A 26,322-nucleotide genomic window follows, 5' to 3' on the forward strand; every position below is an offset into this window, starting at 1 on the left:
TGGCGTGACCGGTCGCCGGTTTACAACGGGCGCTTGGACGGATCTCCGCCTACCTCGCGCACCAGCTTCGGCACCAGGTAGCCGGGCAGGCGGGCGCGCAGCGCATCGAGCAAGGCCAGCGCACGGGCGTCGTCCACCTCGAAGTGCGCGGCGCCCTGCACGCGGTCGAGCTGGTGCAGGTAATAGGGCAGCACGCCGGCGGCGAACATCCGCTCGGACAAGGTGGCCAGCGTACCGGCATCGTCGTTCACGCCGCGCAGCAGCACGGACTGGTTCAGCACGGTGGCGCCTGCCGCGCGCAGGCGGGCGCAGGCGGCGTCCACGCCGGGATCGAATTCGTTCGCGTGGTTCGCGTGCAGCACCACCACTTTCTGCAGCGGCAGGGCCGCCAGCCAGGTGGTGAAGGCTTCGTCGATGCGCTCGGGCAGCACCACCGGCAGGCGGGTGTGGATGCGCAGGCGGGTGACCTGCGGGATGTCGGCCAGGCCACGCGACAGCTCTTCCAGCTTGGCGGTGGACAGCGCCAGCGGATCGCCGCCGGAGAGGATCAGCTCGCTGATGGACGGGTCGTCGCGCAGGTGCTGCAGCGCCTTGCGCCACTGGCCGGCGGCGGCCATCTCTTCGCCGTAGGGGAAGTGCCGGCGGAAACAGTAGCGGCAGTTGATCGCGCAACTGCCGCTGGCGATCAGCAGGGCGCGGCCGTGGTACTTGTGCAGCACGCCCCGTGCCTCGCGGGCGGCCAGGTCGCCCACCGCATCGGCGACGAAGCCCGGCATCACATCCAACTCGGCCAGCTGCGGCAGAACCTGCAGCAGCAGGGGGTCGGCCGGATCGCCATGTCGCATGCGGGCCACGAAACCGCGCGGCACGCGCAGGGCGAAACCTGCATCGGCCGGCGGCAGCTTCGCTGCGAGCGAGGACAGGCCCAGCAGGGCGAGCAGCTCGGCCGCGTCGGTGACGGCCTCGCGCCACCGTTGCCGCCAGTCACCGGGCAGCGCGCCGGAGGCGGGTGTAATGCGTGCGCCTGGGCTTGCGGTTATCATGTGTGGCCTTGTCCGGGCCGTACCGGACCCTCGAACCGTCCATTCTAGCCGCTGCCGCGGCGCAGGGGCGCCGTTCGGGCCCCGACCATTCACATCCTGGAGTTCACCGCATGGCCACCGCCGGTCTCAACGACGTCAAGAAGGGCATGAAGATCCTTCACAACAACGATCCGTGGATCATCACCGAAGCCGAGTTCATCAAGCCCGGCAAGGGCCAGGCGTTCACCCGCATCTTCATCCGCAACCTGAAGACCGGCCGCACCACCGAGCAGACGATGAAGTCCAGCGACTCCTTCGAGGTCGCCGATGTCACCGATACCGACATGCAGTACCTGTACTCCGACGGCGAGTTCTGGCACTTCATGCACCAGGAAAACTTCGAGCAGCACCAGGCCACCAAGGCCGGCGTGGGCGACGCGGCGAAGTGGCTGAAGGGCGAGGAGGAGTGCGTGGTCACGCTGTTCAACGGCGAGATCATCGCGGTGCAGGCGCCGAACTTCGTGGAGCTGAAGATCACCGAGACCGACCCCGGCGTGCGCGGCGATACCTCCGGCGGTGGCGGCAAGCCGGCCACGCTGGAAACCGGCGCGGTGGTGCGCGTGCCGCTGTTCGTCGGCCAGGACGAGACGATCAAGGTCGATACCCGCACCGGCGAATACGTCAGCCGGGTCGGCAAGTGATGCAGGGCTGCGCGGCTTCGCGCAGCCCCGTATCGTGTCATCCCGGCGAAAGCCGGCGCGACGAACATGGGCGGCGCCGCGAGGTGGCCGCCCTTCGCGTATTGAAGCCTTCGGATCAGGAAGCCCAACGTGAGCCAAATCCAGCCCCAGTCCGTCGACCTGCTGATCGAAGCCCGCTGGGTGGTACCGGTGGAGCCGCACGGTGTGGTGCTGGAGGATCACGCGGTGGCGGTGCGGGGTGACCGCATCGTCGCGCTGCTGCCGATCGCGGCGGCGCGCGCGGCCTACCTGCCGCGCGAGACCGTGAGGCTGCCCGAGCACGCGCTGATTCCCGGCCTGGTCAACGCCCACACGCACAATCCGATGACCCTGCTGCGCGGCCTGGCCGACGACCTGCCGCTGATGGTGTGGCTGCAGCAGCACATCTGGCCGGCCGAGGCCAAGGTGATCGGCCCCGAGTTCGTGCGCGATGGCGTGGAGCTGGCGGTGGCCGAGATGCTGCGCGGCGGCACCACCTGCGCCAACGAGAACTACTTCTTCCCCGACGCCATCGGCGCCACTTACCGCAAGCTGGGTTTCCGCGCCGTGGTGGGCCTGCCGGTGATCGAATTCCCCACCGCGTGGGCGAGGTCGCAGGATGAATACTTCGAGCGCGCGGGCGAGGTGCACGACATCTTCCGCGGCGACGCGCTGGTGTCCACCGCGTTCGCGCCGCATGCGCCGTATACCGTGTCCGACGAGAGCTTCGAGCGCATCCGCGTGCTGGCCGACCAGCTCGACATTCCGGTGCACCTGCACCTGCACGAGACCGCGCACGAGGTCGAGGAAGAGAAGCGGAAGAGCGGCCTGCGCCCGTTCCAGCGCCTGCAGAAGCTGGGCCTGGTCAACGACCGCCTGATCGCAGTGCACATGACCCAGCTCACCGACGGCGAGATCGCCGCCTGCGCCGAGGCCGGCGTGTCGGTGGTGCATTGCCCCGAATCCAACCTCAAGCTCGCCTCCGGCTTCTGTCCGGCGGAGAAGCTGCGCAAGGCCGGCGTGAACCTCGCCATCGGCACCGACGGCTGCGCCTCCAACAACGACCTGGACATGTTCGGCGAGCTGCGCACCGCGGCGCTGCTGGCCAAGGCGGTGGCGAACGATGCCGCGGCCTTCGACGCCGCCAGCGCCTTGCGGGCGGCCACGCTGGGCGGTGCCAGGGCGATGGGCCTGGATGCAAGGATCGGTTCGATCGAGGCCGGCAAGCAGGCCGACCTCGCCGCGGTGCGCCTGTCGGACCTGGAAACCCAGCCGCTGTACCACGTGGCGTCGCAGCTCGCCTACGCCGCCGGCCGCCACCAGGTCAGCGACGTCTGGGTGGCCGGTCGCCGCAAGCTCGCCGCGCGCGAGCTGGTGGACATCGACGCCGCCGCCACCCTTGCCCGCGTGCACGCCTGGCGCGAGCGCATCGCGGGGCATTAGGTTTTGCGCTCATCCGTGAGCGCGAAGATCAAGAGGCGGCCATCCGTGGCCGCACTTTTCAACAGGCTTCCGCCATGAACCGCTATCTTGTCGTGCTGATGCGTCGTCCGTCCTTCGATCCGGCGGCCGTTCCGCTGCACCGCGAATTCCTGGAAGCGCTGCGTGCGCAAGGGCGCAACGAGTTGTCGGGACCGTTCGGTGACAAGAGCGGCGGCGCCTACCTGCTGCGCGCCGAGTCGCTGGACGAGGCGTGGACGATCGCCCATGGCGATCCATGCCACACCAGCGGCGGCTGGGAGATCACGCTGCACGAATGGCTGGCGGTTTAGCTTTTGCACCCATCCATGTGCGCACTTTTCAATAGACTCACGACCCTGCCGCGGACTCGAACATGACCACTGCCAACGTCAGCTCCGCCGAAATTGCCCGCTTTGACCAGTTGGCTGCGCGCTGGTGGGACCCGGACGGCGAATCGCGCCCCTTGCATGACCTCAATCCGGTGCGGGCCGACTATGTCGCCGCACGGGTGAGCTTGCGCGGCGCGAAACTCGCCGACGTGGGTTGCGGCGGTGGCTTGCTCAGCGAGGCGCTGGCGCACGCGGGGGCCAACGTCACCGGCATCGACCTGGGCCTCAAGGTGATCGAGATCGCGCGCCTGCACCTGCACGAATCCGGCCTCAAGGTGGACTACCGCAAGCAGTCCTCGGCCGAGCTGGCTGCGGCCGAGCCGGCGAGTTTCGACGCGGTGTGCTGCATGGAGCTGATCGAGCACGTGCCGGATCCCGCTGCCCTCGTGCACGACCTCGCCACGATGCTAAAGCCCGGCGGCCGGCTGTTCCTGTCCACGCTCAACCGCACGCCGGCCGCGTTCGGCGCGGCCATCCTCGGCGCGGAATACCTGTTGCGCCTGCTGCCGCGCGGCACCCACCACTACGCGCAGTTCCTGAAACCTTCCGAGCTGGCGCGCCTGCTGCGCCAGGCGGGCCTGGAGCTGGAGGACGTCAGCGGCCTCGGCTACAACCCGCTCAGCCGCAAGGCCTGGCTGAGCCGGGTCACCGCAGTCAACTACATCCTCTGCGCAAGGAAACCCGCGTGAAGCCGATGCCCAGTGACGTGCAGGGGGTGTTGTTCGATCTCGACGGCACCCTGCTCGACAGCGCCGTTGACCTCTATGCCGCGCTGCAGGCGTACTGCGCCGAGGTCGACGCCGTGGCACCGCCGTACGCGACAGTGCGCGAGGTGGTGTCGCGCGGCGGCCGGGCGATCCTGCGCTGCGCCTTCGCCGAGGACGACGCGGCGCTGCTGCAGCGCATGCCGCGCTACCTGGACATCTACGCGGAAATCATGGCGCGGCACACGCGTCCCTTCGACGGCATCGAGCCGCTGCTGGCCGCACTGGAAGCCGCCGAGCTGCGCTGGGGCATCGTCACCAACAAGCCCGGCTTCCTCACCGAGGAACTGATCAAGCGCATCGACTGGGACCTGCGCGCCAGCGCGGTGGTCTGCGGCGACACCTTGCCAGTGAAGAAGCCCGATCCCGCGCCGGTGCTGCTCGCCTGCGAGCACGCACGGGTCGAACCCGCGCGTTGCGTCTTCGTGGGCGACGACGCGCGCGACGTCGAGGCCGGCCGCGCCGCCGGCCTGTATACCGTGGCGGTACGCTGGGGGTACCTCGATGGCGGCGACCCCGCCAACTGGGGCGCCGACGCGGTGATCGATCATCCGCGCGACTTGGCCGGCCTGCTGAAGCTGCCGGTGACGGCATGAGCGGACGGGCGGCCACCCATGGCGCGTTGCAGAGCTACGTCGACAAATGGCTGGCAGTGCAGCCGGCGCAGCGCATGGCGCTGGCCTTCGTCGATCCGGCGAAGTATCCCGGCCATGTTGCGCTGGCCGCGCTGGAGCAGGAGCTGCTGTCTGCCGCCTATGGCATCCGCGAACCGCAGGTAGCCCTGGGCAAGCTCAACTGGTGGGCCGAGGAACTGTCCGGTGCAGCTGCCAGCGGTGGCCGGCACCCGTTGAGCCAGGTGCTGTTCGACGACGAGCGCGCCCACGCCGTTCCCGCCGAGCGCTGGCTGGCGCCGGTGCTGGCCGCGTTGGCGCAGCTGGAGCAGGGCACGGCGGCGGATTTCCCTGCCCAGCTCGCTGCGGCCGCGCAGCTGCATGGCGCGTTGGCGGCGCTGGAAACCGCGTGGTGGTATGGCGACGCGGCGCCGCCGGAGCGCGCCGGCAGGGTGGCCGTACTCAGCCATCTGCTGTACGCGCTGCGCCGGCTGGAGGACGACGCCGAGCGTGACCGCCTGCCGCTGCCCATGGCGCGGCTGGCCCGCTACAGCCTCCCCCGCACCGCCCTGCGCCAGCGCGGTGCCGCGCGCGACGAGGCGGTCAAGGCGCAACTGGCCGACCTGCAATCAGCGTGGCGTGAATCGGTGCGCCTGCCCGGGCCGCTCAGCGTCTTCCGCGCGCTGGAATCGCGCGAGGCCGAATGCCTGCTGCGCCGCGCCCATGGCGCGGCCGATCCGCTGGCCGTATTGCAGCAGGGCGGGTCGGGCGGTTTCGGTACGACCTTTGCCGCCTGGCGCGCGGCACGACGCTGGCGCGCCGTGACAGGTTGAGCGAGCGCCACGGAACGCAGCGTTTCACCGCCGCCAACTGTTGCAATGCGACAGGCTGGCCCAAAATAGGCAGCTTCGGCGGCGGTCGCGCCGCCACGTTGCACGAGCTCCCCATGCACAGCCACGAAAACACCACCCGCCTGATGCCCGACGTCGCCGCCCAGGCGCAGCCGCATCTGCGCGGCGCGCTGGACTGGGTAGGCATGGACGGCATCGAAGTGCCGGTGCGTTTCGATGCCGGCGACGGCGAGGTGCAACGTGCCAACGCGCAGGTCGGTGCGTTCGTCAACCTAGTGCACCCGGACAAGCGCGGCATCCACATGTCGCGGCTGTACCTGCTGGTCGACCACCATCTCGGCGCCCAGCCGCTGAGCGCGGCGATGCTGGAAAACCTCTTGCGCGCCTTCCTCGAATCGCATGCCGGCCTGTCCGACCGTGGCCGCCTCAGCATCCGCTTCGATGCGCTGGTGCGCCGCAACGCGCTGCGCAGCGGCCACAGCGGCTGGCGCAGCTATCCGGTGTCGATCGAGGCCAGCCTGGGTCCGGACGGCTTCCGGCTCGAACTGGGCACCGAAGTGGTCTATTCCTCTACCTGCCCCGCCTCGGCTGCCTTGTCGCGCCAGCTGATCCAGGAACAGTTCGCCAATGACTTCGATGCGGCGCATGCACTCGACCATGCCGCCGTGCTGGCCTGGCTGGGCAGCGAGCGCGGCATCGTCGCCACCCCTCACGCACAGCGCAGCGTGGCGCGGCTGCTGGTGCGCCTCAAGGAGGGCGTGCCGTTCGACCTGATCAACACGCTCGACCGTGTGGAACGGGCGTTGGGTACGCCGGTGCAGACCGCGGTGAAGCGCGAGGACGAACAGGCCTTCGCGCTCGCCAACGGCGGCAACCTGATGTTCTGCGAGGACGCCGCGCGCCGCATCCAGCTCGCGCTCGACGCCGACGAGCGCCTCGCCGATTTCCACGTGCGCGTGGAACACCAGGAAAGCCTGCACCCGCACGACGCGGTGGCCTACGCCAGCAAGGGCGTGCCGGGCGGCTTCGGTCCCTGATCGATGCGCCGCGCGTTTCAGTGCGCGTGACGGTCTGCGTGCGTCCGGCAGCGGCGGAACTGGAACTGTTCGGGCACCGGATCCTCGCCACCCGCGCACAAGGGCTGGCAGCGCAACAGGCGCCAGCCGGTGAGCAGGCAGCCGCGCCATGGGCCGAAGCGCGTGACCGCAACCCGTGCATAATCGGAGCAACTGGGGTAGAAACGACAACGCTGGCCCAAGAGGGGGCTGAGCCAACGCTTGTAGAGGCGCAGCAGGAACAGCAGGAATCGGGTCAGGACATTCACGTTGCCGGAACAGCTGGTCGCCGGTAGTGTTGCCAGTATCCCAGAAGCCGGCTTGCCGGTGTAGGACACATGGGCTATAACACCCGGCCGCCACGGCCAAAAATGGTGAAGGAATATGGCGAAAACCACGCGCAGTTCGACCACCGCCAAGGCCGGCAAGGGGAAGGTGCCGGCGCGGCCGGGCAAGGCCCCCGCCAAGGCGAAAGCCGCCGCTGCACGGACCGCGAAGGCCAGCGTGAAGGCCCCCGTGAAGAAAGTCCCCGCGGGTAAGCCGGCCGCGAAGAAGCTGGTGGCCAAGAAGCCCGTGGCAAAGAAGGCACCAGCCAGGAAAGCGGCGCCGGCCAGCAAGCCGGTCGCGAAGAAGCTCGCCAGGCCGGTGGCGAAAAAACCGGCAACCGCGAAGGCAGCCAAGCCGGCGGCGAAGAAGCCGGCGGCCAAGCCGGTCGTCGCCCGCAAAGCGGCCGGCCCCGCGCCGAAGCCGGTAGCCAAGAAAGCCGCGAAACCGGCAGCCAAGGCCGCCGCGAAGCCGTCTGCCAGGCCGGCGCCGAAGCCGGTGGCAGTCGCCAAGGCCGCCAATGGCAGGGCCGCCGCTGCGCAGCCGGTCGCCGCACCGGCCAAGGCGGCGCCTGTCGAGAAGAAACCCTCCCCGCCCACCGCCTCGCCGCTCAAGGGCAAGGTGGCGAGCGCCACGGCCATGGTGCTGCCGCGTAACGCGAACACCATGGCTCACGCATCCCACAAGCCATCGAAAAACACGTCGTCCTCAATGAACAAGCAGGCTGCAAAAATCCTAGACAACGGCGTCACCCGCGAAGACGGGCGCTACGCCTTGCCCGCCACCACCCAGATCGCGTTGCCCAAGGGTTATCGCCCCTCCAGCAAGGAGGAGTACATGAACCCGATGCATCTGGCCTATTTCCGCAACAAGCTCCGCGACTGGCGCGACCAGCTGGTCGAGGAGTCGCGCCAGACCATGGACAACCTGCGCGACGAGGTGCGCGACGTGGGCGACGAGGCCGAGCGCGCCACCCGCGAGACCGAGAACTCGCTGGAGCTGCGCACCCGCGACCGCTACCGCAAGCTGATCTCCAAGATCGACAAGGCGCTGCGTCGTATCGAGGAGGGCAGCTACGGCTACTGCGAGGAGACCGACGAGGAGATCGGCGTCGATCGCCTCGACGCGCGCCCGATCGCCACGCTGTCGCTGGATGCGCAGGAGCGTCGCGAACACCTGCAGAAGCAGATGGGCGACTGAGCAAGCCGCGTCGTTACGCGCCGCAGCAAAAAGCCCCGCTGCAAGCGGGGCTTTTTGCTGGAAGGTCGACACAAGCGGGATGCGGTGTCGGCGGGCCCGCGTGCTGGCTCCTCCCCGTTCACTCCTTGTTCGCCGCGGCGGCGGCGTAACTCTTGATCTTCGCCAGCATCGCCGCCAGTCCGTTCGAGCGGGTGGGCGAGAGGTGCTTGGCGAGGCCGATGGCCTGGATGAAGTCCGGTTCGGTGGCGATGATTTCGGCGGCCGGGCGGTCGGAATACACGCGCAGCACCAGGGCAATCAGGCCCGAGACGATGGCCGAGTCGCTGGCCGCCTCGAAATGCATGCACGATGCATTGCCGCCGGGCACGAGCCATACCATCGACTGGCAGCCGTGTACGCGCCAGGCTTCGGTCTTGTACTCCTCCGGGAATGGCGGGATCTGCCTGCCGAGATCGATCAGGTACTGGTAGCGTTCGCTCCACTCGCTGAAGTAGGCGAATTCCTCGGCGATCTCGCGCTGCGCCTCGATGGCGCCGCCGGTGGTGCTCGTGGCGATGTCGTTCATGCGCGCATTATCGCGCGCCTGTCCGCAATGCGCGATTGCCGCCGGTACGGCGGTCAGGCCTTGGCCACGCTCCAGCGCGTGCCCTGCGGGCCATCCTCGATCGCTACGCCCATCGCGGCGAGCTCGGCGCGGATCGCGTCGGCGCGGGCGAAGTCGCGGGCGGCGCGGGCCGCCTGGCGTTGTTCGATCAGGGCTTCCACCTGCGCGGCGTCGACCCTGCTGCTGCCGGCCTGCTTGAACCAGGCTTCAGGATCCTGTTGCAGCAGGCCGAGCAGCGCGCCGCCGCCGAGCAGGGCGGCCTTGGCCTCCGGCGTGCCTTGCAGCCGCGCGGCATCGGCCAGCAAAGCCAGCTCGGCCAGCGCCTGCGGGGTGTTGAGGTCGTCGCACAGGGCAGCCTCGATCGCCTCCGGCACCTGCAGCCGCATGGCGTCCACGTCAACCTCGCCGAGGTCGCGCAGCACGCGGTACCAGCCGTCCAGCGTGCTGACCGACTGCGCGATCGCGGCATCGGACCAGTCCAGCGGCTGACGGTAGTGGCCGCTCAGCAGCCGCAGGCGCAGCGCTTCGGCGGGATGGCGCTTGAGCAGTTCGTGCAGCTGCAGCACGTTGCCCAGCGACTTGGACATCTTGCGGCCGTCGAAGGTGAGCATGCCGTTGTGCAGCCACCAGCGCGCGAAGGTCTTGCCGCCGTGCGCGCAGGTGGATTGGGCGATCTCGTTCTCGTGATGGGGGAACAGCAGATCGTTCCCGCCGGCATGGATGTCGATGGTTTCGCCCAGGTGCTTCTCGGCCATCGCGGAGCACTCGATGTGCCAGCCGGGGCGGCCCCGGCCCCATGGACTGTTCCAGCCGGGCAATTCCGGCGTGGAAGGCTTCCACAACACGAAGTCGGCGGGGTTCTTCTTGTACGGCGCCACTTCCACGCGGGCGCCGGCGATCATCTCCTCGGTGTCGCGGCCGGAGAGCTTGCCGTAATCGGGGAAGCTGGCCACGTCGAACAGCACGTGGCCTTCCGCCGCGTAGGCATGGCCGTCCACGATCAGGCGTTCGATCATCGCCACGATCGGATCGATGTGGGCGGTGGCGCAAGGTTCCACGTCGGGCGGTGCGATGCCCAACTGCGCCATGTCCTCGCGGTAGGCGGCGCTGAACCTGCCGGTGATCGCCTCGATGCCTACGCCTTGCTCCAGCGCAGCGGCGTTGATCTTGTCGTCGACGTCGGTAATGTTGCGGGCGTAGACCACCTGCGGGTAATGCCGCCGCAGCAGCTTGGCCAGCACGTCGAACACCACCGGGCCGCGCGCGTTGCCGATATGCACATAGTTGTAGACGGTGGGGCCGCACACGTACATCGTCACACGCTGGTGGTCGAGCGGAGCGAACTGTTCGGTGCGGCGGGTCAGGCTGTTGTAGAGCGAAATCGGCATCGGCGGGGTTCCGGGCGGTGGCCGAGGGTGCGGCCCAGCAGCTCATCTTAACAAGGCGTAAGCACGAGGGCGGCAAGGCGTCGCAGTCGTGGAATTCTAAGCCGCGATTCAGTGTCTATTTGCTGCAATCGGTCATGCGCCGAAGTTGCGCCCGAAACACCTTCCGGAGTCAACGAGATGCCCAAGCTTCCTCTTGCCATGCTGGTGCTGGTCCTGGCCGCCACTGGCGCCCAGGCGCAGGACGCGCGCTACCCGGGCCCCCCGCCGGGGCCGCCGCAGGATGACAGTGCCCATTACGGCTGGGCCGACGTCCTGCGGGTCGACCCGGTCTACGGCGTCACCCAGACGACCGTGCCGCGCCAGCAGTGCTACGACCAGCAGGTGGTGCAGCGGGATCCGGGCAACAGCACCGCCGGCACCATCCTCGGCGCGGTGGTGGGCGGCGTGCTGGGCAACACCATCGGCAAGGGCGACGGCCGCAAGGCTGCCACGGTGGTCGGTGCGGTGGCCGGTGGCGCGGTGGGCAACCGGGTGTCCGACCATGGCGGCAGCTACGAGACTACCCAGACCCGTTGCCGGGAGGTCAGCACGGTCAGCGAGCAGCGCCAGATCATGGGTTACGACGTGGAATACCGCTATCGCGGCGAGGTCTACGAGTCGCGCCTGAACTACGACCCCGGCGAGCGCCTGCGCGTGCGGGTGAGCGTGACTCCCGCCGACTGATTTGGCGGACCGCTTGACGATGTGGCGCCGCCTTCGGGCGGCGTCTTGCTTTTATCTTTGCGATCATCCTTGATCGCGAGGATCAAATGGGCGGCCATCCATGGCCACACTTTCAATGGCATGTTGCATGGCAGCGAAAATCCCGTCATCATGGCGGCTCGCCCGACTGGAACCCCTCGTGTCCACAGCCGTCTATACCGCCAATGTCCTGACCAGCGCCCGCATGGCTGCTGGCATGACGTCGCGTGCGCGTCGACCGCTGGACGAACATCCGGCCGGGTAGGCTGTCGCACGCGTTCCATGTGTATCGACGACAAAACCCGGCCATCGTGCCGGGTTTTTTGTTCCGGGGTTTTCCAAGGTTCGACCAACCATCCTCCAAAGAGCGCCTTTGCCCATGACCATCCGCCATTTCCTCACCACTCAGGACTGGAGCCGCGCCGAGATCGACGCGCTGCTGGAACAGGCTGCCGCGTTCAAGCGCTCGCCCGCCGGTACGCAGCTGGCCGGCAAGTCGGTGGCGCTGATGTTCTTCAATCCATCGATGCGAACCCGCACCAGCTTCGAGCTGGGTGCGTTCCAGCTTGGCGGGCATGCGGTGGTGCTGGCGCCGGGCAAGGATGCGTGGCCGATCGAGTTCGAAGTGGGCACGGTGATGGACGGCGACACCGAGGAGCACGTGGCGGAAGTGGCGCGCGTGCTCAGCCGCTACGTGGACCTGATCTGCGTGCGTGCCTTTCCGAAGTTCCAGGACTGGTCGGTGGATCGCCAGGACAAGGTCATCAAGGCCTTCGCGCAGTACGCCACGGTGCCCGTCATCAACATGGAGACGATCACCCACCCCTGCCAGGAACTGGCCCACGCACTGGCCATGCGAGAGCACCTGGGCGACCTCACGAAGAAGAAGTACGTGCTCACCTGGACCTACCATCCCAAGCCGCTCAACACCGCGGTGGCCAATTCGGCGCTGCTGATCGCGACGAAGATGGGCATGGATGTGACCTTGCTGTGCCCCACCCCCGAGTACGTGCTGGACGAGCGCTACATGGAATTCGGCCGCCTGAACGCCGAGCAGAACGGCGGCTCGCTCACCGTCAGCCACGACATCGAGGAAGCCTACAGCGGCGCCGACGTGGTCTACGCCAAGAGCTGGGGCGCGTTGCCGTACTTCGGCAGGTGGGAGCAGGAGAAGCCCGTCCGTGATGCGCACAGGCACTTCATCGTGGACGAGGCCAAGATGGCGCTGACCAACCACGGCCTGTTCAGCCACTGCCTGCCGTTGCGCCGCAACGTCAAGGCCACCGACGCGGTGATGGATGCGCCGTACTGCATTGCCATCGACGAGGCCGAGAACCGGCTGCACGTGCAGAAGGCGGTGATGGCCGCGCTGGCGGGGCAGGGCTGAGCCGCCCATGTACGTACCCCAGCATTTTGCCGAAACGCGTGCGGAGGTCCTGCAAGGGCTGATCCGCGATTTCCCGTTCGCCACGGCGGTGGTGAACGCGGCGGAGGGCCTGGTCGCCAACCATCTGCCGTTCGACCTGGTGGGCAACGCGTTGCAAGGCCACGTGGCGCGCGGCAACGAACTGGCGAGGCTGGGCGGCGCCGAGGTGCTGGTGATCTTCCGCGGCCCGGACGGCTACGTCAGCCCGAACTGGTACCCCAGCAAGCAGGAGACGCATCGCGAGGTACCCACCTGGAACTACGCGGTGGCGCACGTGCACGGGCGTCTGAAAGTGGTCGAGGACGCGGCCTGGCTGCGTGCCCTGCTGGAACGCCTGACCGACCGCCACGAGGCCACGGAAGCGGAACCGTGGCGCATCGCTGACGCGCCGGCGGACCACGTCGGGAAAATGCTGCACGCGATCGTCGGCCTCGAGATCGCCATCGAGCGCGTCGAGGGCAAGTTCAAGCTCAGCCAGAACCATCCCGAGCGCAACCGCCTCGGCGTGATCGCCGGGCTGCGCCGCCGCGACGGCGACGGCGACGCGGAACTGGCCAGACTGATGGCCGTGCAAGAGGAGTCGGATACGTGAGCCACCCACACCGTTACCGCGTCGACGTGGAATGGACCGGCAACCGCGGCAGCGGCACCGACGGCTACCGCAACTACAGCCGCAACCACGTGATCCGCATACCTGGCAAGCCGGATCTCGCCGGTTCCTCCGATCCCACCTTCCGCGGCGACGCCACCCGGCACAACCCGGAGGACATGCTGGTGGCCGCGCTCTCCGCCTGCCACATGCTGTCCTACCTGCACATGGCCACCGTAGCCGGCGTGGTGGTGGTCGCCTACGGCGACAGCGCCGAGGGCACGATGGTCACCGAAGGCGACGGCGGCCGTTTCACCGAGGTCGTGCTGCGCCCGGTGGTGACCATCCGCGCCGACAGCGATCCCGGCAAGGCGCGGGCCGCGCACGACGACGCGCACCACGCCTGCTTCATCGCCAATTCCGTGAATTTCCCGGTGCGCTGCGAGCCGCGCATCGTCGTTTCCTCCGACTGACACCTTCCCCGACCAGGATTCGCAAGTCATGAGCAAAGACATCGTCCTCGCCTTCTCCGGCGGCCTCGACACCAGTTTCTGCGTGCCTTACCTCAGGGAGCGCGGCTGGGCCGTGCACACCGTGTTCGCCGACACCGGCGGCGTGGATGCCGAGGAGCGCGCCTTCATCGAGCACCGCGCGAAGGAGCTGGGCGTGGCCAGCCACGTCACGGTGGACGGCGGTCCGGCGATCTGGGCAGGCTTCGTGAAGCCGTTCGTGTGGGCGGGCGAGGGCTACCAGGGCCAGTACCCCCTGCTGGTGTCCGACCGCTACCTGATTGTGGAAGCCGCGCTGAAGCGCGCCGCCGAACTGGGCACGCGCGCCATCGCGCACGGCTGCACCGGCATGGGCAACGACCAGGTGCGCTTCGACCTGGCCGTGAAGTCGCTGGGCGACTACGAGATCGTGGCGCCGATCCGCGAGATCCAGAAGGAGCACACGCAGACGCGCGCCTACGAGCAGAAGTTCCTGGAAGAGCGCGGCTTCGGCGTGCGTGCGAAGCAGCAGGCCTACACCATCAACGAGAACCTGCTCGGCGTCACCATGTCCGGCGGCGAGATCGACAAGTGGCAGGCGCCGGGCGAGGGCGCCCGCGCGTGGTGCAAGCCGCGGGCGGAGTGGCCGTCGGGCCCGTTGCGCGTGAAGATCGGTTTCCAGAATGGGGAGGCCGTGTCGCTGGACGGCGAGAAACTGGCCGGCCACACGATCCTGGCCAAGCTCAACGCGCTGTTCGCACCCTACGGCGTGGGCCGTGGCCTCTACACCGGCGACACCACCATCGGCCTCAAGGGCCGCATCATCTTCGAGGCGCCGGGCCTTGTCTCGCTGCTCACCGCGCATCGCGCGCTGGAGGAAGCGGTGCTCAGCAAGCAGCAGAACCGCTTCAAGCCCGAGGTGGCGCGCAAGTGGGTGGAGGTGGTGTACGAAGGTTTCTTCCACGATCCGCTGAAGGCCGACCTGGAAGCGTTCCTTGCATCCAGCCAGTCCACCGTCAACGGCGAGGTCACGCTGGAGACGAATGGCGGCACGGTCAACGCCGTGGCGGTGGAGTCGAAACACATCCTCAACGCCAAGGGCGCCACCTACGCACAGTCGGCCGATTGGGGCGTGGCCGAGGCCGAGGGCTTCATCAAGCTGTTCGGCATGAGCAGCACGCTGTGGGCCGAGGTCAACCGCCCGGCAGGCAAGGGCTGAGACGAGCGCATGGTCGCCTTGCAGGTAAGCACCGACAAGGATCGGCTCGACATCGGGCTGATCCACCGTTTCCTCTCCACCGAGGCGTACTGGAGCCGCGGCATTCCGCGCGCGACGGTGGAGCAGGCGATTGCCGGCTCGCTGTGCTTCGGCGGTTACCTGGATGGGTGCCAGGTGGCGTTTGCGCGGGTGGTCACCGACGGCGCCACCTTCGGCTACCTGGCGGACGTGTTCGTGTTGCCGCAGCACCGCGGGCAAGGCCACTCCAAGGCGTTGATGGCGGCGGTGATGGCGCATCCTCGGCTGCAGGGGCTGCGCCGATTCAGCCTGGCCACCAGCGACGCACATGGGTTGTATGCCGGCTTTGGTTTCACCGCGCCCGCGCGGCCGCAGACCCTGATGGAAAAACTCGATCCGGACGTCTACACGAGGACGCCAGGCAGGACATGAATCCACTACTTCAATCCACACTGGAACACCTGCGGGCGCTGGTTGGGTTCGACACGCGCAACCCGCCGCGCACCATCGGTACAGGCGGCATCTTCGACTACGTTCGCGCGCAGCTGCCCGGCTTCGACGTCGCGGTGACCGACCACGGCGCCGGCGCGGTGAGCCTGCATGCGGTGCGCGGCCGACCGAAGCTGCTTTTCAACGTGCACCTGGACACCGTGCCGGACTCGCCGGCATGGACGGCCAGCCCGCACGGGCTGCGCGTCACGGCGGACCGTGCCATCGGCCTCGGCGCCTGCGACATCAAGGGCGCCGCTGCGGCGCTGCTGGCGGTGGCTAACGCCAGCGGCGGCGACATGGCGCTGCTCTTCACCACGGACGAGGAGGCCAACGACCCGCGCTGCATCGCCGCGTTCCTGCGCGACTTTCCCTCCCTCCCGCTGAGAGAGGGGGGGTACCAGGCGGTGATCGTGGCCGAGCCCACCCATGGTGAAGCGGTGCTGGCGCACCGCGGTATCCAGTCGGTACTGATGCGTTTCGCCGGGCACGCCGGGCACGCCTCGGGCGAGCAGAAGCCCAGCGACAGTGCGCTGCACCAGGCGGTGCGCTGGGGCGATGCAGCGCTGGATTTCGTGGCGGCGCAGGCGCACGAGCGCTTCGGCGGGCTGACCGGGCTGCGCTTCAACATCGGCCGCATCGAGGGTGGCATCAAGGCGAACATGATCGCGCCCAGCGCCGAAGTGCGCTTCGGCATGCGGCCCCTGCCGACAATGAGTCCCGACGGCCTGCTCGAACGATTCCGTGCGCTGGCCGAGCCGACACCCGCCCATTTCGAGGAGACCTTCCGCGGTCCCTCGTTGCCGGCAGGCGACACCGCCGCCGCCGAGGCGCGCCGGCTGGCCGCGCGCGACCTTGCCGACGAGTTGGAGATTCCGGTGGGCAACGCGGTGGACTTCTGGACCGAAGCCTCGCTGTTCTCCGCCGCCGGCTACACCGCCTTCGTCTACGGCCCTGGCGACATCGCCCAGGCGCACACCGCCGACGAGTGGGTGGCGCTGGACCAGCTGCAGCGTTACGCCGAGACCATCCATCAAATCATCGACAAGAGCTGATCCACCGTGGAAACGCACAAGCACACCCGCAAGACCATCGTGCGCCTGCTGTCGGCGATGGGCAGCGCCAAGGAAATCCAGCAGTACCTCAAGCGCTTCTCCGAGCTCGACGCCAAGCGCTTCGCCGTGGTGAAGGTCGGCGGCGCGGTATTGCGCGACGAACTGCAGGACCTCGCCTCCTCGCTCACCTTCCTGCAGCAGGTGGGCCTCACGCCCATCGTGCTGCACGGTGCCGGCCCGCAGCTCGACGAAGAGCTGTCCGCCGCCGGCATCGAGAAGCAGACGGTGAACGGCCTGCGCGTCACCTCGCCCAAGGCGCTCGGCATCGTGCGCCGCGTATTCCAGCAGCAGAACCTCAAGCTGGTCGAGGCGCTGCAGGCCATGGATACGCGTGCCACCTCGGTGGCCTCCGGGGTGTTCATGGCCAATTACCTCGACCGCGACGCGCTGGGCATGGTCGGCAAGGTGGAGAGCATCAACCTCGCGCCGATCGAGGCGGGCCTGCGCGCCAACTCGATCCCGGTGATCGCCAGCCTGGGCGAGACCGACGAGGGGCAGATCCTGAACATCAACGCCGACGTCGCCGCCAACGAACTGGTGCGCGTGCTGCAGCCGTACAAGATCGTGTTCCTTACCGGCACCGGTGGGCTGCTCGACGGCGAGGGCAAGGTGATCGATTCGATCAATCTCAGCACCGAATACGAGCACCTGATGGCGCAGCCGTGGATCAACGGCGGCATGCGCCTGAAGATCGAGCAGATTGCCGACCTGCTGAACAGCTTGCCGCTCACCTCGTCGGTGTCGATCACGCGTCCCGCCGAGCTGGCCAAGGAGCTGTTTACCCACAAGGGCTCCGGCACCCTGGTGCGGCGTGGCGAGAAGGTGCGGCGTTTCGAGTCCTGGGAAGGCATCGACCGGACGCGCATGCGGGACCTGATCGAATCCAGTTTCGGCCGCGACCTGGTGCCGGATTATTTCGAGCGCACCACGCCATACCGCATCTACGTGAGCGAGAACTACCGCGCCGCGATGATCCTCACCATGGAGGATGGGCTTCCCTATCTCGACAAGTTCGCCGTGCTCGACGATGCGCAGGGCGAGGGCCTGGGGCGCGCCGTGTGGCAGGTGATGCGCGAGGAGAACCCGCGGCTGTTCTGGCGTTCGCGCCACGGCAACGCGGTGAACCCGTTTTACTACGCCGAGTCCGAGGGCTGCCTCAAGCAGCCGAAGTGGAAGGTGTTCTGGTATGGCCTGGACGGCAACTTCGACACCATCGCGCGCTGCGTGGCGCATTGCGCGCAGCGGCAACCGACGTTGATCGGGTGAGTGACATGACGCAAGCGAAAAAGACCATCGGCATCGTCGGCGCGCGCGGCCACACCGGCGCGGAATTGATCCGTCTGATCGCGGCGCACCCCGCGCTGGAACTGGCCTTCGTCTCCTCGCGCGAGCTGGACGGCCAGCGCGTCAGCGAGCACGGCGACGCCTACACGGGCGAGCTGCGCTACGAGAACCTCGATCCCGCCGCCGTTGCCGCCAGGCGCGCCGACGTGGTGATCCTGGCGTTGCCCAACGGCAAGGCGGCGCCCTACGTGGAAGCCATCGACAAGGCAGTGCCCGATACGCTGGTCGTCGACCTTTCCGCCGACTACCGCTTCGACAAGGCGTGGTACTACGGCCTGCCCGAGCTCACCCGCGGCAGGTGGCGGGGCGAAAGGCGCATCAGCAATCCCGGCTGCTACGCCACCGCGATGGAACTCTCCATCGCCCCGCTGAAGGATCTGCTCGCCGCGCCGCCCGTGTGCTTCGGCGTGTCCGGTTACTCCGGCGCGGGCACTACGCCCTCGGACAAGAACGATCCCGAGAAGCTGCGCGACAACCTGATGCCGTATGCGCTGACCGGCCACACGCACGAGAAGGAAGTCAGCTTCCAGCTCGGCCTGCCGGTGGAGTTCATGCCGCACGTGGCGCCGCACTTCCGCGGCCTCACCGTCACCACCAACCTCTACCTTGCCCGGCCAATGAAGCGCGAGGACCTGCTGGCGCGTTTCCACCATGACTACGACGGCGAGAAGCTGGTGTCGGTGCTGGACGAGGCGCCGTGGGTCAGCCGCATCGCGCACCAGCACCATGCCGAAGTCGGCGGCTTTGCGCTGTCGGCCGACGGCAAGCGCGTGGTGGTGGTGGCCACGCTGGACAACCTGCTGAAGGGCGCGGCCACCCAGGCGATGCAGAACATCAACCGCGCGCTTGGCCTGGACGAATACACCGCGATACCGCTGGAGCCGTAGGAGCGCACCCTGTGCGCGACACCTGTTCCCGGAATCGATATCAAAGCCATCGCGCACAGGGTGCGCTCCTACAGGATATCCACGATGTCCCAACCCCTCTGGCAAAAATCCGGCATCCAGATCGACGCCAGGATCATGCATTTCCTCGCCGGCGACGACGTGGTGCTCGACCGCGAATTCTTCCTGCACGACATCGCCGCCAGCAAGGCGCACGTGGAAGGCCTGGCGAACATCGGCGTGGTGAGCGCCGACGAGGCCGCTGCGCTGAAGCGCGAACTGGACGCGCTGGCCGCGGACTTCAAGAGCGGCGCCTTCGTGCTGGACGAGCGCTACGAGGACGGCCACTCCGCCATCGAGGCACGCCTCACGGAACGGCTGGGCGATGCCGGTCGCCGCGTACATACCGGGCGCAGCCGCAACGACCAGATCCTGGTCGCCACGCGCCTGTGGCTGAAAGAGCAGCTCGAGACGCTGGAAGCGCACTGCCGCGCCATCGCCACGGTGTGCCTCGAGCGGGCCGCGCAGCCGGCCGTTCCACTGCCGGGCTATACCCACCTGCAGCGTGCGGTGGTGTCCTCCACCGCGATGTGGTTCGCCGGCTTCGCCGAGGGCTTCATCGACAACGCTTATCGGGCCCGCGGCACGCGCGAACTGATCGACGCCAACCCGTTAGGAACGGCGGCCGGTTACGGCGTGAACCTCAGGCTGGACCGCGCGCACACCACCGCCGCGCTCGGCTTCATGCGCATGCAGGTATCGCCGATCTATGCCCAGCTCTCGCGCGGCAAGTACGAGATGGCGGTGCTGGAGGCGATCGGTGCGGCCATGCTGGACGTGCGCCGCATGGCCTGGGACCTGTCGCTGTTCACCACCACCGAGTTCGATTTCGTGAAACTGCCGGCCGAGTACACCACCGGCAGCTCGATCATGCCGAACAAGCGCAATCCCGACGTGGTGGAACTGCTGCGCGCCAGCTACGCCAGCGTGGCGGCGGCGCGCACCGAGATCGAGCAGCTGCTGTCGCTGCCGTCCGGCTACCAGCGCGACCTGCAGTTCTCCAAGGGCTCGATCTTCCACGGTGTGCGCCGCGGCCTGATGGCGCTGGAGCTGGTACCCGACCTGCTGGCGCGCCTGCAGTGGAACGAGCCGGCGATGCGTGCCGCGATCGAGCCGGCGATGTACGCCACCGACGTGGCGATCGAGCAGGCCGCCGCCGGCGTACCCTTCCGCGACGCCTATCGGGCCGCCGCGGAAGCGTCGGCGTCGGCGGGGCAGGGGCGCACGCCCGAGGGCAGCCTCGCGCAGCGCGTGTCGCCGGGGTCCGGCGGCGACCTGCGGCTGGACGAACTTTCCGCGCGATTGCGCGCGCTCGGCGACTGAACGGGGGCAAGCGCATGATGGTGACCGACACGACGGGCGCGCGAACCGGATTGCCAGGCCAGCCGCTGCCGCCCTGGCGCCGCGCCGTGCTGAAGGTGGGCAGCAATTTGCTCGCCGCCGACGGTGGCGGACTCACCGCAAGACACGCGGCAGGGCTGGCTGCGTTCATCGCCGCCAGCCAGGCACAGGGACGCGAGGTGGTGCTGGTATCGTCCGGTGCGGTGGCCGCAGGCCGCGCGCTGCTGCGCGAGCACGCGCCGGCCTCCGGCGACCTCGCGGCGCGTCAGGCGCTGGCGGCGCTGGGCCAGGCGCCGATGATCGCGCTGTGGCAGTCGCTGTCCGAACGGCCGGTGGCGCAGGTGCTGTTGACCCACGACGACCTGCGCAACCGTCGCCGCTACCTCAATGCGCGCGCCACGCTGCGCGGCCTGCTGGCGCTGCACGTTTTGCCGGTGGTGAACGAGAATGACACCGTGGCGGTGGACGAGCTGAAGCTGGGCGACAACGACAAACTCGCCGCCATCGTCGCGGCGCTGGTCGATGCCGACCTGCTGCTGATCGCCTCGGACATCGACGCGCTGTACAGCGCCGATCCGCGGCGCGATCCCGCTGCCGTGCCACTGCCACGCGTCGCCGCGCTCACGCCGGAAATCCTCGCCATGGCCGGCGGCAGCGGCAGCGCGGTCGGCACCGGAGGCATGCGCACCAAGCTGGAAGCCGCGGCCAAGGCCGCGGCGGCGGGCATTCCCACCGCGCTGTTCGGCGGCCGCGACGAGGCCACCGTCGGCGCGCTGTCGCACGGCCATCTGCACGGCACCCTGGTCGATGCCGCGGCCACCCGCATGCAGGCGCGCAAGTACTGGCTGCGCCACGCACCGGCCGCGCCGGGTTGCATCCGCGTGGATGCCGGCGCGGCGCGCGCGCTGGCCAGTGGCCGGGCCTCGCTGCTGCCCGGCGGCATCGCCGGGGCGCAGGGCGAATTCCTGCGCGGCGACCTGGTGGAGATCATGGACGCGGGCGGCAGGGCCGTGGCGCGCGGCCTCTGCCAGTACGCCGCCGCCGAGGTGCGCCGGCTCGCTGGCCGGCACAGCCGCGACATCGAGGCCGTGCTGGGCTACACCCACGGGCACGAGATCGTGCACCGCGACGACCTGGTCACCGTGGTTCCCGCCGAAACCGCTGGAGGCATCGAGGCATGAACGACATCCGATCCCTGGGGCTGGCCTGCCGCGATGCGGTGCCGGCCATCGCCGCGCTGGACAGCGCCGCCAAGGCGGCGCTGTTGCGCGACATGGCGGCTTCGCTGGAAGCGCACCGCGCCGACGTGCTGGCCGCCAATGCGCGCGACATGGCGGCGGCTGCTGCCAAGGGCGTGCAGGGTGCGATGCTGGATCGCCTGCGGCTGGACGCGGCGCGCGTGGCGGGCATCGCCGCCGCCCTGCGCGACGTGGCCGGGCTGCCCGATCCGGTCGGCCAGGTGACGCGCCGCGAGACGCGGCCCAATGGCCTCGTGGTGGAACGCGTACGCATCCCGCTGGGCGTGATCGCGATGATTTACGAGGCGCGCCCCAACGTCACCGCAGACGCCGCCGCGCTGTGCCTCAAGGCCGGCAACGCGGTGATCCTGCGCGGCGGCTCCGAAGCGATCCACTCCAATACGGCCATCGCCGCGGCGCTGCACGCAGCGCTGCGCGCGCACGGCCTGCCGGAAGCGGCGGTGACCCTGGTCGGGGATCCCGGCCGCGAAGCCATGGTCGAGCTGCTGCAGCTCGCCGATATCGTCGATCTCGCGATCCCGCGTGGCGGCGAGGGCCTGATCCGCTTCGTGGCCGAGCATGCGCGCGTGCCGGTGATCAAGCACTACAAGGGGGTATGCCATCTCTATGTGGATCGCGCCGCCGACCTCGACCTCGCGCTGGACCTGCTGGTCGACGGCAAGACCTCGCGTCCCGGCGTGTGCAACGCGCTGGAAACCCTGCTGGTGCATCGCGACATTGCCGCAGCCTTCCTGCCGCGCGCCGTGCAGGCGCTGCGCGAACGCGGTGTGGAATGGCGCGGCGACGACGCCAGCCGCGTGCTGGTGCCCGGCATGCATGCGGCCACCGACGACGACTACGCCGCCGAGTTCCTCGACCTGATTCTCGCCGTGCGCGTGGTGGACGACCTCGACGCCGCCATCGCCCATATCCGCCGCCACGGTTCCGACCACACCGAAGTGATCGCCACCCGCGACGAGGCTGCGGCGCGGCGCTTCGTGCAGGCGATCCGCTCGGCGGTGGTGATGGTCAACGCCTCTTCGCGCTTCAGCGACGGCGGCGAGCTGGGCCTGGGCGCCGAGATCGGCATCTCCACCACCCGCCTGCACGCCTACGGCCCCATGGGGGCCGAATCGCTCACGGTGGAGCGTTTCGTGGTGCGCGGCGACGGCCAGGTGCGGCATGCGGAAAGCCGCGCAAGGTGACCCGGGGCACGCGGACGCAGCGGACGGCCCGCTGCTCCCGCATGTCCCGCGCAGCGGGAATCAGTAACCCGCGGCGAGCCCGGCGGGTCGCCTGGGGTCGTTGGCGCCTTCCAGCAGACCGGTTTCGGGATCGACCATGATCGCCTCGTCGGCGCCGATCGACCGGCGCGTCTTGAACATATAGCCCTGCGATTCCAGCGCTTTCCGGGCCTGCGGCGTGAGCAGGCCGGGCTCGACGTACACCACGTCGGGATACCACTGGTGGTGCATGCGCGGTGCGTCGATCGCCTGCTGCAGGTTCATGCCGTAGTCGACCACGTTGACGATGCTTTCCGTCGTGGTCGAGATGATGGTGGCGCTGCCGGGGCTGCCGGTGATCAGGAACGGCTTGCCGTCGCGCAGCACGATGGTGGGCGTCATCGAGCTGAGCGGGCGCTTGCCCGGCTCGACCTGGTTGATCACGCCCTGCACCAGCCCGGCGCCGTTCGCCTCGCCGGGCTTGCCGGTGAAATCGTCCATTTCGTCGTTGAGGAAGAAGCCGGTGTCGCCGGCGATCTGCCGGATGCCGAACAGGTAGTTGATCGTGTAGGTCACCGCGACGGCAGTGCCGTCCTTGTCCATCACCGAGTAGTGCGTGGTGTGGTTGCCCTCGGGCTGGCCCAGGCTGCCCTGGATCCCGGACGAGGGCGTGGCCTTTTCGGGCAGGATGGTGGCGCGCAGCTTGGCCAGGTGGCCGCCCGAGAGCAGCCGCTCGATCGGGTTGTGCACGAAGGCGGGGTCGCCCAGGTAGGTGTTGCGGTCGGCGAAGGCGCGGCGTTCCGCCTCGACCAGGTAGTGCACGCTCCTGGGCGAGCCGTAGCCCCACCGGCCGAGCGCGTAGGGCTCGACCAGCTTGAGGATCATGCACACGGTGACGCCACCGGAGCTGGGCGGGGGCGCGGAGACGATGGTGTAGCCGCGGTAGTCGCACTGCACCGGCTGGTCCCACTGCACGGTGTAGTCGGCGAAATCCTGCATCGAGAGGATGCCGTGGTTGGCCTGGCTTGCCGCGACCAGCTTGCGTGCGACCGGTCCCTTGTAGAACGCGTCGGTGCCGCCGTCGGCGATCTCTTCCAGCGTGTGCGCCAGCTGCGTCTGCACCAGGCGCTGGCCAGCCACCCACGGCTTGCCGTGATCGAGGAAGATCGCCGCCACGTTGGGATGCCTGGCGAAGTCCTTCGCGCTGTCGTCGAGGATGTTCACGTCGCCCTGTTCGAGCACGTAGCCTTCCTTCGCCAGCCGGATCGCCGGGGCGATGACTTTTTTCAGCGGCATCGTGCCGTATTTCTTCAGCGCCTCGTCCAGGCCCATCACCGTGCCGGGCACGCCCACGCCGAGGTAGGCGTCGGTGCTGCGCCCCGGGACCAGGTTGCCCCCGGCGTCCTGGAACATGGTCGGCGTGGCCTTCAACGGGGCCTTCTCGCGGAAGTCGAGGAAGACGTTGCGGCCGTCCTTGAAGTGGATGGTCATGAAGCCGCCGCCGCCGATGTTGCCGCAGCAGGGATGCACGACGGCCTCGGCATAGCCGACCGCCACCGCGGCGTCGATGGCGTTGCCGCCCTGCTTGAGGATGTCCAGGCCGACCAGGGTGGCCAGGTGCTGCGCGGTGACCACCATGCCGTGCTTCGCGGTGACCGGCCGGGCCTCCGCCAGCGCCGCCTGGGTGGCGGCGGGCGCGCTGGCGATCGCGGGCGCCTTCGGAACGGCGTCAAGGGCATGCAGCGGCAGGCAGCATGCGGCGATGGCCGCCGCCAGCAGGTGGCGTTGCCGTCCTGCAAGGATGCGATGCCGGTTCCTCGTGCGATTCGCTCCGGCTTGTGCCTGCAGCGTGCTGCTGTCGGACATCTGTTCAACCTCGACATCGGGACGAAGAAGGATAGTCACATGCGCGAAAGCCGCTCCAATGAAAAGAGGGGCATATCGCATAACCGGCAGTTGTAGGAGCAGCGCTGCCATGAACGGGCGGGGCAGGCGAGATCCTCGACCCTCGAAAGGCCGCGCGGTATCCATCGGCAGGAGCGCACCCTGTGCGCAAATGCTCTGGTGCCTGGTCGAAGCCGGGAGCTTTCGCGTACAGGGTGCGCTGCTACTCCACCGCGATGCCGGCGTCGCGCAGGCGCTGGCGCAGGCGGTCGAGCTTGTCGCCGTAGCGCGTGCTGCGCGCGGTGTCGCGGCGCATCGGTTGCCGCACCTGCGCCGCACTGGGCGTGCTCAGCACCGCGCGCGGGGTCTTGTGGAACTCCAGGCAGGCAGGGTCGAACGACAGTCCGCAGAAGTCCAGCAGGCGGCGGATGGTCGGTTCCGGTTCGGCAGTCAGTGTCTCGTATTCGAGATCGAATACCTGTCCCGGATACCGTTCCAGCCAGAAGCGGGTCAGGCGAATGAAGTCGATGCAGTAGTCGGCCATCTCGTCCAGGTCGCAGGTGAAACCGCTCTGCTCGGTGAAGAGCTGGCGAAAGCACGCCAGGCAGGTTTCCACCGGGTCGCGCCGCACCACCACCACGCGGGCCGCCGGCAGCATCGCCAGTGCGGCGCCCACCAGGTACCAGGTCACCAGGCTCTTGTCGGTGAAACGCGGCCTGGCCTTGCGCCACGGCGCGGTGCGCGCGAGGTATTCCGTGCCGAGGCGGTGCCAGTCTCCCGCACTGGCATGCGGTGTCCACAACGGGAACGCGGAGTGGCGGCGGCGCGTTTCCGCATCGATCACCTGCGACAGGTCCTTGATCTCGTTCGCGCCCTCGACTTCCGGATGCGAGGCGAGGATCTGCTCGACCAGGGTGGAGCCGGAGCGCGGCACGCTGACGATGAAGATGGCTTCGCGGCCCAGCGCGGGATCCTGCGGGGGCGGCAGGTCGTGCGAGAAGATGCGCCGGATCGCTTCCACCCGCTGCCGCTCGCCCGCGGCGTTCCAGTGCACGCGCCGGCGTCGCGAGGCGTTGGCCTGGCGGAACATCTCGAAGGCTTGCGCATAGTCGCCTTGGTCTTCCAGCGCCTTGGCCATCGAGAAAGCGAGCAGCTCGCGGTCGCGGGGCGACTGGCCGCCGCGCGCCAACGCCTGGCGCAGGCTGGCCGCATCCGCCGCGTCGAAGCGCACGGTGTTGAGGTTGGACAGCCCGAACCAGCCCTCGGCATGGCTGGGGTCGAGGCGCAACACTGCGCGGAAGCCGGCCACGGCATCGCCGATCCGACCCTGGCTGGCCAGCGCCTTGGCCAGCGACAGCCGCGCCTGCAGGTGCCCGGGGGCGAGTTCCAGCGCGCGCTGCAGCGCGGCGATGGCGTCGTCGGTGCGGGCCTGCCGCCAGCAGGCCTCGCCGAAGTTGAACCAGGCCGATGCGGAGGCGGGTGCCAATTCGCAGGCGCGCTGCAATTGCGCCATGGCGGCTTCGACCTCGCCGCGCTCGTGCAAGGCAATGCCCAGGCCCACGCGCAGCTCGGCGTCCTCGGGCCAGACCGGCAGCACCCGCCGGAAGCAGTCAGCGGCCAAGGCGTGGTCGCCGCGGTGCTGGGCCATCACGCCGAGCATGCGCAGCGCATCCGCGTCGTTCGGCGCCAGCGCCAGCGCCTGCCGGATCGAGCGTTCGGCGGCATCGGGCTGCCGTTGCCGCCATTCCGCGCGTGCCCTTGCCAGCCACTGGGCGGCTGCAGGTGGCAGGGGCGTGGGATGCGCGGTTTCGCTGCTCATGTCGTCACGCTATCAAAAAATCGCCGGGAGCGATTTTTGACATCGAGTAGCGATGG

26 protein-coding genes are annotated in these 26,322 nt (G+C 68.7%); 20 read left to right on the plus strand and 6 right to left on the minus strand.

Annotated elements, in window-relative coordinates:
- Window positions 1-20 precede the first annotated feature (20 nt).
- Entirely contained in the window at window positions 21-1,043 is a 1,023-nt protein-coding gene (gene epmB / locus AC2EWF_RS02060; protein WP_483637691.1) for an EF-P beta-lysylation protein EpmB, read from the minus strand.
- A 110-nt stretch (window positions 1,044-1,153) separates the two neighbouring features.
- On the opposite strand from epmB, the gene efp reads away from it, so the two are divergent.
- The 7 genes from efp (at window position 1,154) to folE2 (ending at window position 6,854) form a co-directional block, all read left to right on the plus strand.
- Window positions 1,154-1,723, plus strand: coding sequence for an elongation factor P (gene efp, locus AC2EWF_RS02065; protein WP_483637692.1), 570 nt, complete (start codon window positions 1,154-1,156; stop codon window positions 1,721-1,723).
- 129 nt (window positions 1,724-1,852) lie between these two features.
- Window positions 1,853-3,184, plus strand: a complete 1,332-nt coding sequence (locus AC2EWF_RS02070; protein ID WP_483637693.1) for a TRZ/ATZ family hydrolase — start codon at window positions 1,853-1,855, stop codon at window positions 3,182-3,184.
- A 74-nt stretch (window positions 3,185-3,258) separates the two neighbouring features.
- Window positions 3,259-3,513, plus strand: coding sequence for a YciI family protein (locus tag AC2EWF_RS02075; RefSeq protein WP_483637694.1), 255 nt, complete (start codon window positions 3,259-3,261; stop codon window positions 3,511-3,513).
- Between the two features lie 62 nt (window positions 3,514-3,575).
- Window positions 3,576-4,280 carry a bifunctional 2-polyprenyl-6-hydroxyphenol methylase/3-demethylubiquinol 3-O-methyltransferase UbiG gene (ubiG, locus tag AC2EWF_RS02080; protein WP_483637695.1) on the plus strand — a complete coding sequence of 235 codons (705 nt, stop codon included), beginning with the start codon at window positions 3,576-3,578 and terminating at the stop codon, window positions 4,278-4,280.
- Window positions 4,277-4,951, plus strand: a complete 675-nt coding sequence (locus AC2EWF_RS02085) for an HAD-IA family hydrolase (RefSeq protein WP_483637696.1) — start codon at window positions 4,277-4,279, stop codon at window positions 4,949-4,951. The genes ubiG and AC2EWF_RS02085 overlap by 4 nt, the downstream gene beginning before the upstream one ends.
- The gene (locus AC2EWF_RS02090; protein ID WP_483637697.1) at window positions 4,948-5,799 is read left to right on the plus strand and encodes a squalene/phytoene synthase family protein; all 852 of its coding nucleotides are present in this window, start codon (window positions 4,948-4,950) and stop codon (window positions 5,797-5,799) included. Before AC2EWF_RS02085 ends, AC2EWF_RS02090 begins: the two co-directional genes overlap by 4 nt.
- 113 nt (window positions 5,800-5,912) lie before the next feature.
- Window positions 5,913-6,854 (plus strand): GTP cyclohydrolase FolE2, encoded by a 942-nt coding sequence (gene folE2, locus AC2EWF_RS02095; protein ID WP_483637698.1) that lies wholly within the window; start codon window positions 5,913-5,915, stop codon window positions 6,852-6,854.
- Between the two features lie 17 nt (window positions 6,855-6,871).
- Here the strand turns inward: folE2 and yidD are convergent, their stop codons facing one another.
- Complete coding sequence (yidD, locus tag AC2EWF_RS02100; protein WP_483637699.1) at window positions 6,872-7,285, minus strand: membrane protein insertion efficiency factor YidD; 414 nt, start codon at window positions 7,283-7,285, stop codon at window positions 6,872-6,874.
- Between yidD and dksA the strand changes: the two genes are divergently transcribed.
- Window positions 7,257-8,396, plus strand: a complete 1,140-nt coding sequence (gene dksA / locus AC2EWF_RS02105; RefSeq protein WP_483637700.1) for an RNA polymerase-binding protein DksA — start codon at window positions 7,257-7,259, stop codon at window positions 8,394-8,396. The two genes, yidD and dksA, sit on opposite strands and share 29 nt — an antisense overlap.
- Before the next feature lie 118 nt (window positions 8,397-8,514).
- Here dksA and AC2EWF_RS02110 read toward each other — a convergent pair whose 3' ends face one another.
- The gene (locus AC2EWF_RS02110) at window positions 8,515-8,961 is read right to left on the minus strand and encodes a SufE family protein (protein WP_483637701.1); all 447 of its coding nucleotides are present in this window, start codon (window positions 8,959-8,961) and stop codon (window positions 8,515-8,517) included.
- 53 nt (window positions 8,962-9,014) lie between these two features.
- Window positions 9,015-10,388, minus strand: coding sequence for a cysteine--tRNA ligase (cysS, locus tag AC2EWF_RS02115; RefSeq protein ID WP_483637702.1), 1,374 nt, complete (start codon window positions 10,386-10,388; stop codon window positions 9,015-9,017).
- 177 nt (window positions 10,389-10,565) lie between these two features.
- Between cysS and AC2EWF_RS02120 the strand changes: the two genes are divergently transcribed.
- From AC2EWF_RS02120 to AC2EWF_RS02175, 12 genes are all read left to right on the plus strand, one after another.
- Window positions 10,566-11,111 (plus strand): glycine zipper 2TM domain-containing protein, encoded by a 546-nt coding sequence (locus AC2EWF_RS02120; RefSeq protein WP_483637703.1) that lies wholly within the window; start codon window positions 10,566-10,568, stop codon window positions 11,109-11,111.
- 397 nt (window positions 11,112-11,508) lie between these two features.
- On the plus strand, window positions 11,509-12,516 hold the full coding sequence (locus AC2EWF_RS02125) for an N-acetylornithine carbamoyltransferase (RefSeq protein WP_483637704.1): 1,008 nt from the start codon (window positions 11,509-11,511) through the stop codon (window positions 12,514-12,516).
- A 7-nt stretch (window positions 12,517-12,523) separates the two neighbouring features.
- Complete coding sequence (locus tag AC2EWF_RS02130) at window positions 12,524-13,147, plus strand: FMN-binding negative transcriptional regulator (RefSeq protein ID WP_483637705.1); 624 nt, start codon at window positions 12,524-12,526, stop codon at window positions 13,145-13,147.
- Complete coding sequence (locus AC2EWF_RS02135) at window positions 13,144-13,617, plus strand: OsmC family protein (protein ID WP_483637706.1); 474 nt, start codon at window positions 13,144-13,146, stop codon at window positions 13,615-13,617. Before AC2EWF_RS02130 ends, AC2EWF_RS02135 begins: the two co-directional genes overlap by 4 nt.
- A 28-nt stretch (window positions 13,618-13,645) precedes the next feature.
- Window positions 13,646-14,851: an argininosuccinate synthase gene (locus tag AC2EWF_RS02140; RefSeq protein WP_483637707.1), complete on the plus strand. Its 1,206-nt coding sequence runs from the start codon at window positions 13,646-13,648 to the stop codon at window positions 14,849-14,851.
- Between the two features lie 9 nt (window positions 14,852-14,860).
- The gene (locus AC2EWF_RS02145) at window positions 14,861-15,301 is read left to right on the plus strand and encodes a GNAT family N-acetyltransferase (RefSeq protein WP_483637708.1); all 441 of its coding nucleotides are present in this window, start codon (window positions 14,861-14,863) and stop codon (window positions 15,299-15,301) included.
- Window positions 15,298-16,413, plus strand: a complete 1,116-nt coding sequence (locus AC2EWF_RS02150) for an acetylornithine deacetylase (protein WP_483637709.1) — start codon at window positions 15,298-15,300, stop codon at window positions 16,411-16,413. The genes AC2EWF_RS02145 and AC2EWF_RS02150 overlap by 4 nt, the downstream gene beginning before the upstream one ends.
- A 57-nt stretch (window positions 16,414-16,470) precedes the next feature.
- Window positions 16,471-17,739, plus strand: coding sequence for an acetylglutamate kinase (locus AC2EWF_RS02155; protein WP_483638245.1), 1,269 nt, complete (start codon window positions 16,471-16,473; stop codon window positions 17,737-17,739).
- A gap of 5 nt (window positions 17,740-17,744) precedes the next feature.
- A complete protein-coding gene (argC, locus tag AC2EWF_RS02160; RefSeq protein ID WP_483637710.1) occupies window positions 17,745-18,704 on the plus strand; it encodes an N-acetyl-gamma-glutamyl-phosphate reductase in 960 nt (319 codons plus the stop codon).
- Window positions 18,705-18,788: 84 nt separating this feature from the next.
- Window positions 18,789-20,084 (plus strand): argininosuccinate lyase, encoded by a 1,296-nt coding sequence (locus tag AC2EWF_RS02165; protein ID WP_483637711.1) that lies wholly within the window; start codon window positions 18,789-18,791, stop codon window positions 20,082-20,084.
- Between the two features lie 17 nt (window positions 20,085-20,101).
- The gene (gene proB / locus AC2EWF_RS02170) at window positions 20,102-21,283 is read left to right on the plus strand and encodes a glutamate 5-kinase (RefSeq protein WP_483638246.1); all 1,182 of its coding nucleotides are present in this window, start codon (window positions 20,102-20,104) and stop codon (window positions 21,281-21,283) included.
- Window positions 21,280-22,545, plus strand: a complete 1,266-nt coding sequence (locus tag AC2EWF_RS02175) for a glutamate-5-semialdehyde dehydrogenase (RefSeq protein WP_483637712.1) — start codon at window positions 21,280-21,282, stop codon at window positions 22,543-22,545. The genes proB and AC2EWF_RS02175 overlap by 4 nt, the downstream gene beginning before the upstream one ends.
- Before the next feature lie 60 nt (window positions 22,546-22,605).
- Here AC2EWF_RS02175 and ggt read toward each other — a convergent pair whose 3' ends face one another.
- Both ggt and AC2EWF_RS02185 read right to left on the minus strand, forming a co-directional pair.
- Window positions 22,606-24,429, minus strand: a complete 1,824-nt coding sequence (gene ggt / locus AC2EWF_RS02180) for a gamma-glutamyltransferase (RefSeq protein WP_483637713.1) — start codon at window positions 24,427-24,429, stop codon at window positions 22,606-22,608.
- 241 nt (window positions 24,430-24,670) lie between these two features.
- Window positions 24,671-26,266, minus strand: a complete 1,596-nt coding sequence (locus AC2EWF_RS02185) for a tetratricopeptide repeat-containing sulfotransferase family protein (protein ID WP_483637714.1) — start codon at window positions 26,264-26,266, stop codon at window positions 24,671-24,673.
- Window positions 26,267-26,322 lie beyond the last annotated feature (56 nt).

The organism is Rhodanobacter sp. sgz306013 (genome assembly GCF_057031145.1).

Excerpts from the sequence above, each read along its gene's own strand:
- epmB (WP_483637691.1), bottom strand. The coding sequence starts at position 1,043 with ATGATAACCGCAAGCCCAGGCGCACGCATTACACCCGCCTCCGGCGCG.
- efp (WP_483637692.1), top strand. The coding sequence starts at position 1,154 with ATGGCCACCGCCGGTCTCAACGACGTCAAGAAGGGCATGAAGATCCTT.
- AC2EWF_RS02075 (WP_483637694.1), top strand. The coding sequence starts at position 3,259 with ATGAACCGCTATCTTGTCGTGCTGATGCGTCGTCCGTCCTTCGATCCG.
- ubiG (WP_483637695.1), top strand. The coding sequence starts at position 3,576 with ATGACCACTGCCAACGTCAGCTCCGCCGAAATTGCCCGCTTTGACCAG.
- AC2EWF_RS02090 (WP_483637697.1), top strand. The coding sequence starts at position 4,948 with ATGAGCGGACGGGCGGCCACCCATGGCGCGTTGCAGAGCTACGTCGAC.
- folE2 (WP_483637698.1), top strand. The coding sequence starts at position 5,913 with ATGCACAGCCACGAAAACACCACCCGCCTGATGCCCGACGTCGCCGCC.
- dksA (WP_483637700.1), top strand. The coding sequence starts at position 7,257 with ATGGCGAAAACCACGCGCAGTTCGACCACCGCCAAGGCCGGCAAGGGG.
- AC2EWF_RS02110 (WP_483637701.1), bottom strand. The coding sequence starts at position 8,961 with ATGAACGACATCGCCACGAGCACCACCGGCGGCGCCATCGAGGCGCAG.
- cysS (WP_483637702.1), bottom strand. The coding sequence starts at position 10,388 with ATGCCGATTTCGCTCTACAACAGCCTGACCCGCCGCACCGAACAGTTC.
- AC2EWF_RS02120 (WP_483637703.1), top strand. The coding sequence starts at position 10,566 with ATGCCCAAGCTTCCTCTTGCCATGCTGGTGCTGGTCCTGGCCGCCACT.
- AC2EWF_RS02125 (WP_483637704.1), top strand. The coding sequence starts at position 11,509 with ATGACCATCCGCCATTTCCTCACCACTCAGGACTGGAGCCGCGCCGAG.
- AC2EWF_RS02130 (WP_483637705.1), top strand. The coding sequence starts at position 12,524 with ATGTACGTACCCCAGCATTTTGCCGAAACGCGTGCGGAGGTCCTGCAA.
- AC2EWF_RS02140 (WP_483637707.1), top strand. The coding sequence starts at position 13,646 with ATGAGCAAAGACATCGTCCTCGCCTTCTCCGGCGGCCTCGACACCAGT.
- AC2EWF_RS02145 (WP_483637708.1), top strand. The coding sequence starts at position 14,861 with ATGGTCGCCTTGCAGGTAAGCACCGACAAGGATCGGCTCGACATCGGG.
- AC2EWF_RS02150 (WP_483637709.1), top strand. The coding sequence starts at position 15,298 with ATGAATCCACTACTTCAATCCACACTGGAACACCTGCGGGCGCTGGTT.
- AC2EWF_RS02155 (WP_483638245.1), top strand. The coding sequence starts at position 16,471 with ATGGGCAGCGCCAAGGAAATCCAGCAGTACCTCAAGCGCTTCTCCGAG.
- argC (WP_483637710.1), top strand. The coding sequence starts at position 17,745 with ATGACGCAAGCGAAAAAGACCATCGGCATCGTCGGCGCGCGCGGCCAC.
- AC2EWF_RS02165 (WP_483637711.1), top strand. The coding sequence starts at position 18,789 with ATGTCCCAACCCCTCTGGCAAAAATCCGGCATCCAGATCGACGCCAGG.
- proB (WP_483638246.1), top strand. The coding sequence starts at position 20,102 with ATGGTGACCGACACGACGGGCGCGCGAACCGGATTGCCAGGCCAGCCG.
- AC2EWF_RS02175 (WP_483637712.1), top strand. The coding sequence starts at position 21,280 with ATGAACGACATCCGATCCCTGGGGCTGGCCTGCCGCGATGCGGTGCCG.
- ggt (WP_483637713.1), bottom strand. The coding sequence starts at position 24,429 with ATGTCCGACAGCAGCACGCTGCAGGCACAAGCCGGAGCGAATCGCACG.
- AC2EWF_RS02185 (WP_483637714.1), bottom strand. The coding sequence starts at position 26,266 with ATGAGCAGCGAAACCGCGCATCCCACGCCCCTGCCACCTGCAGCCGCC.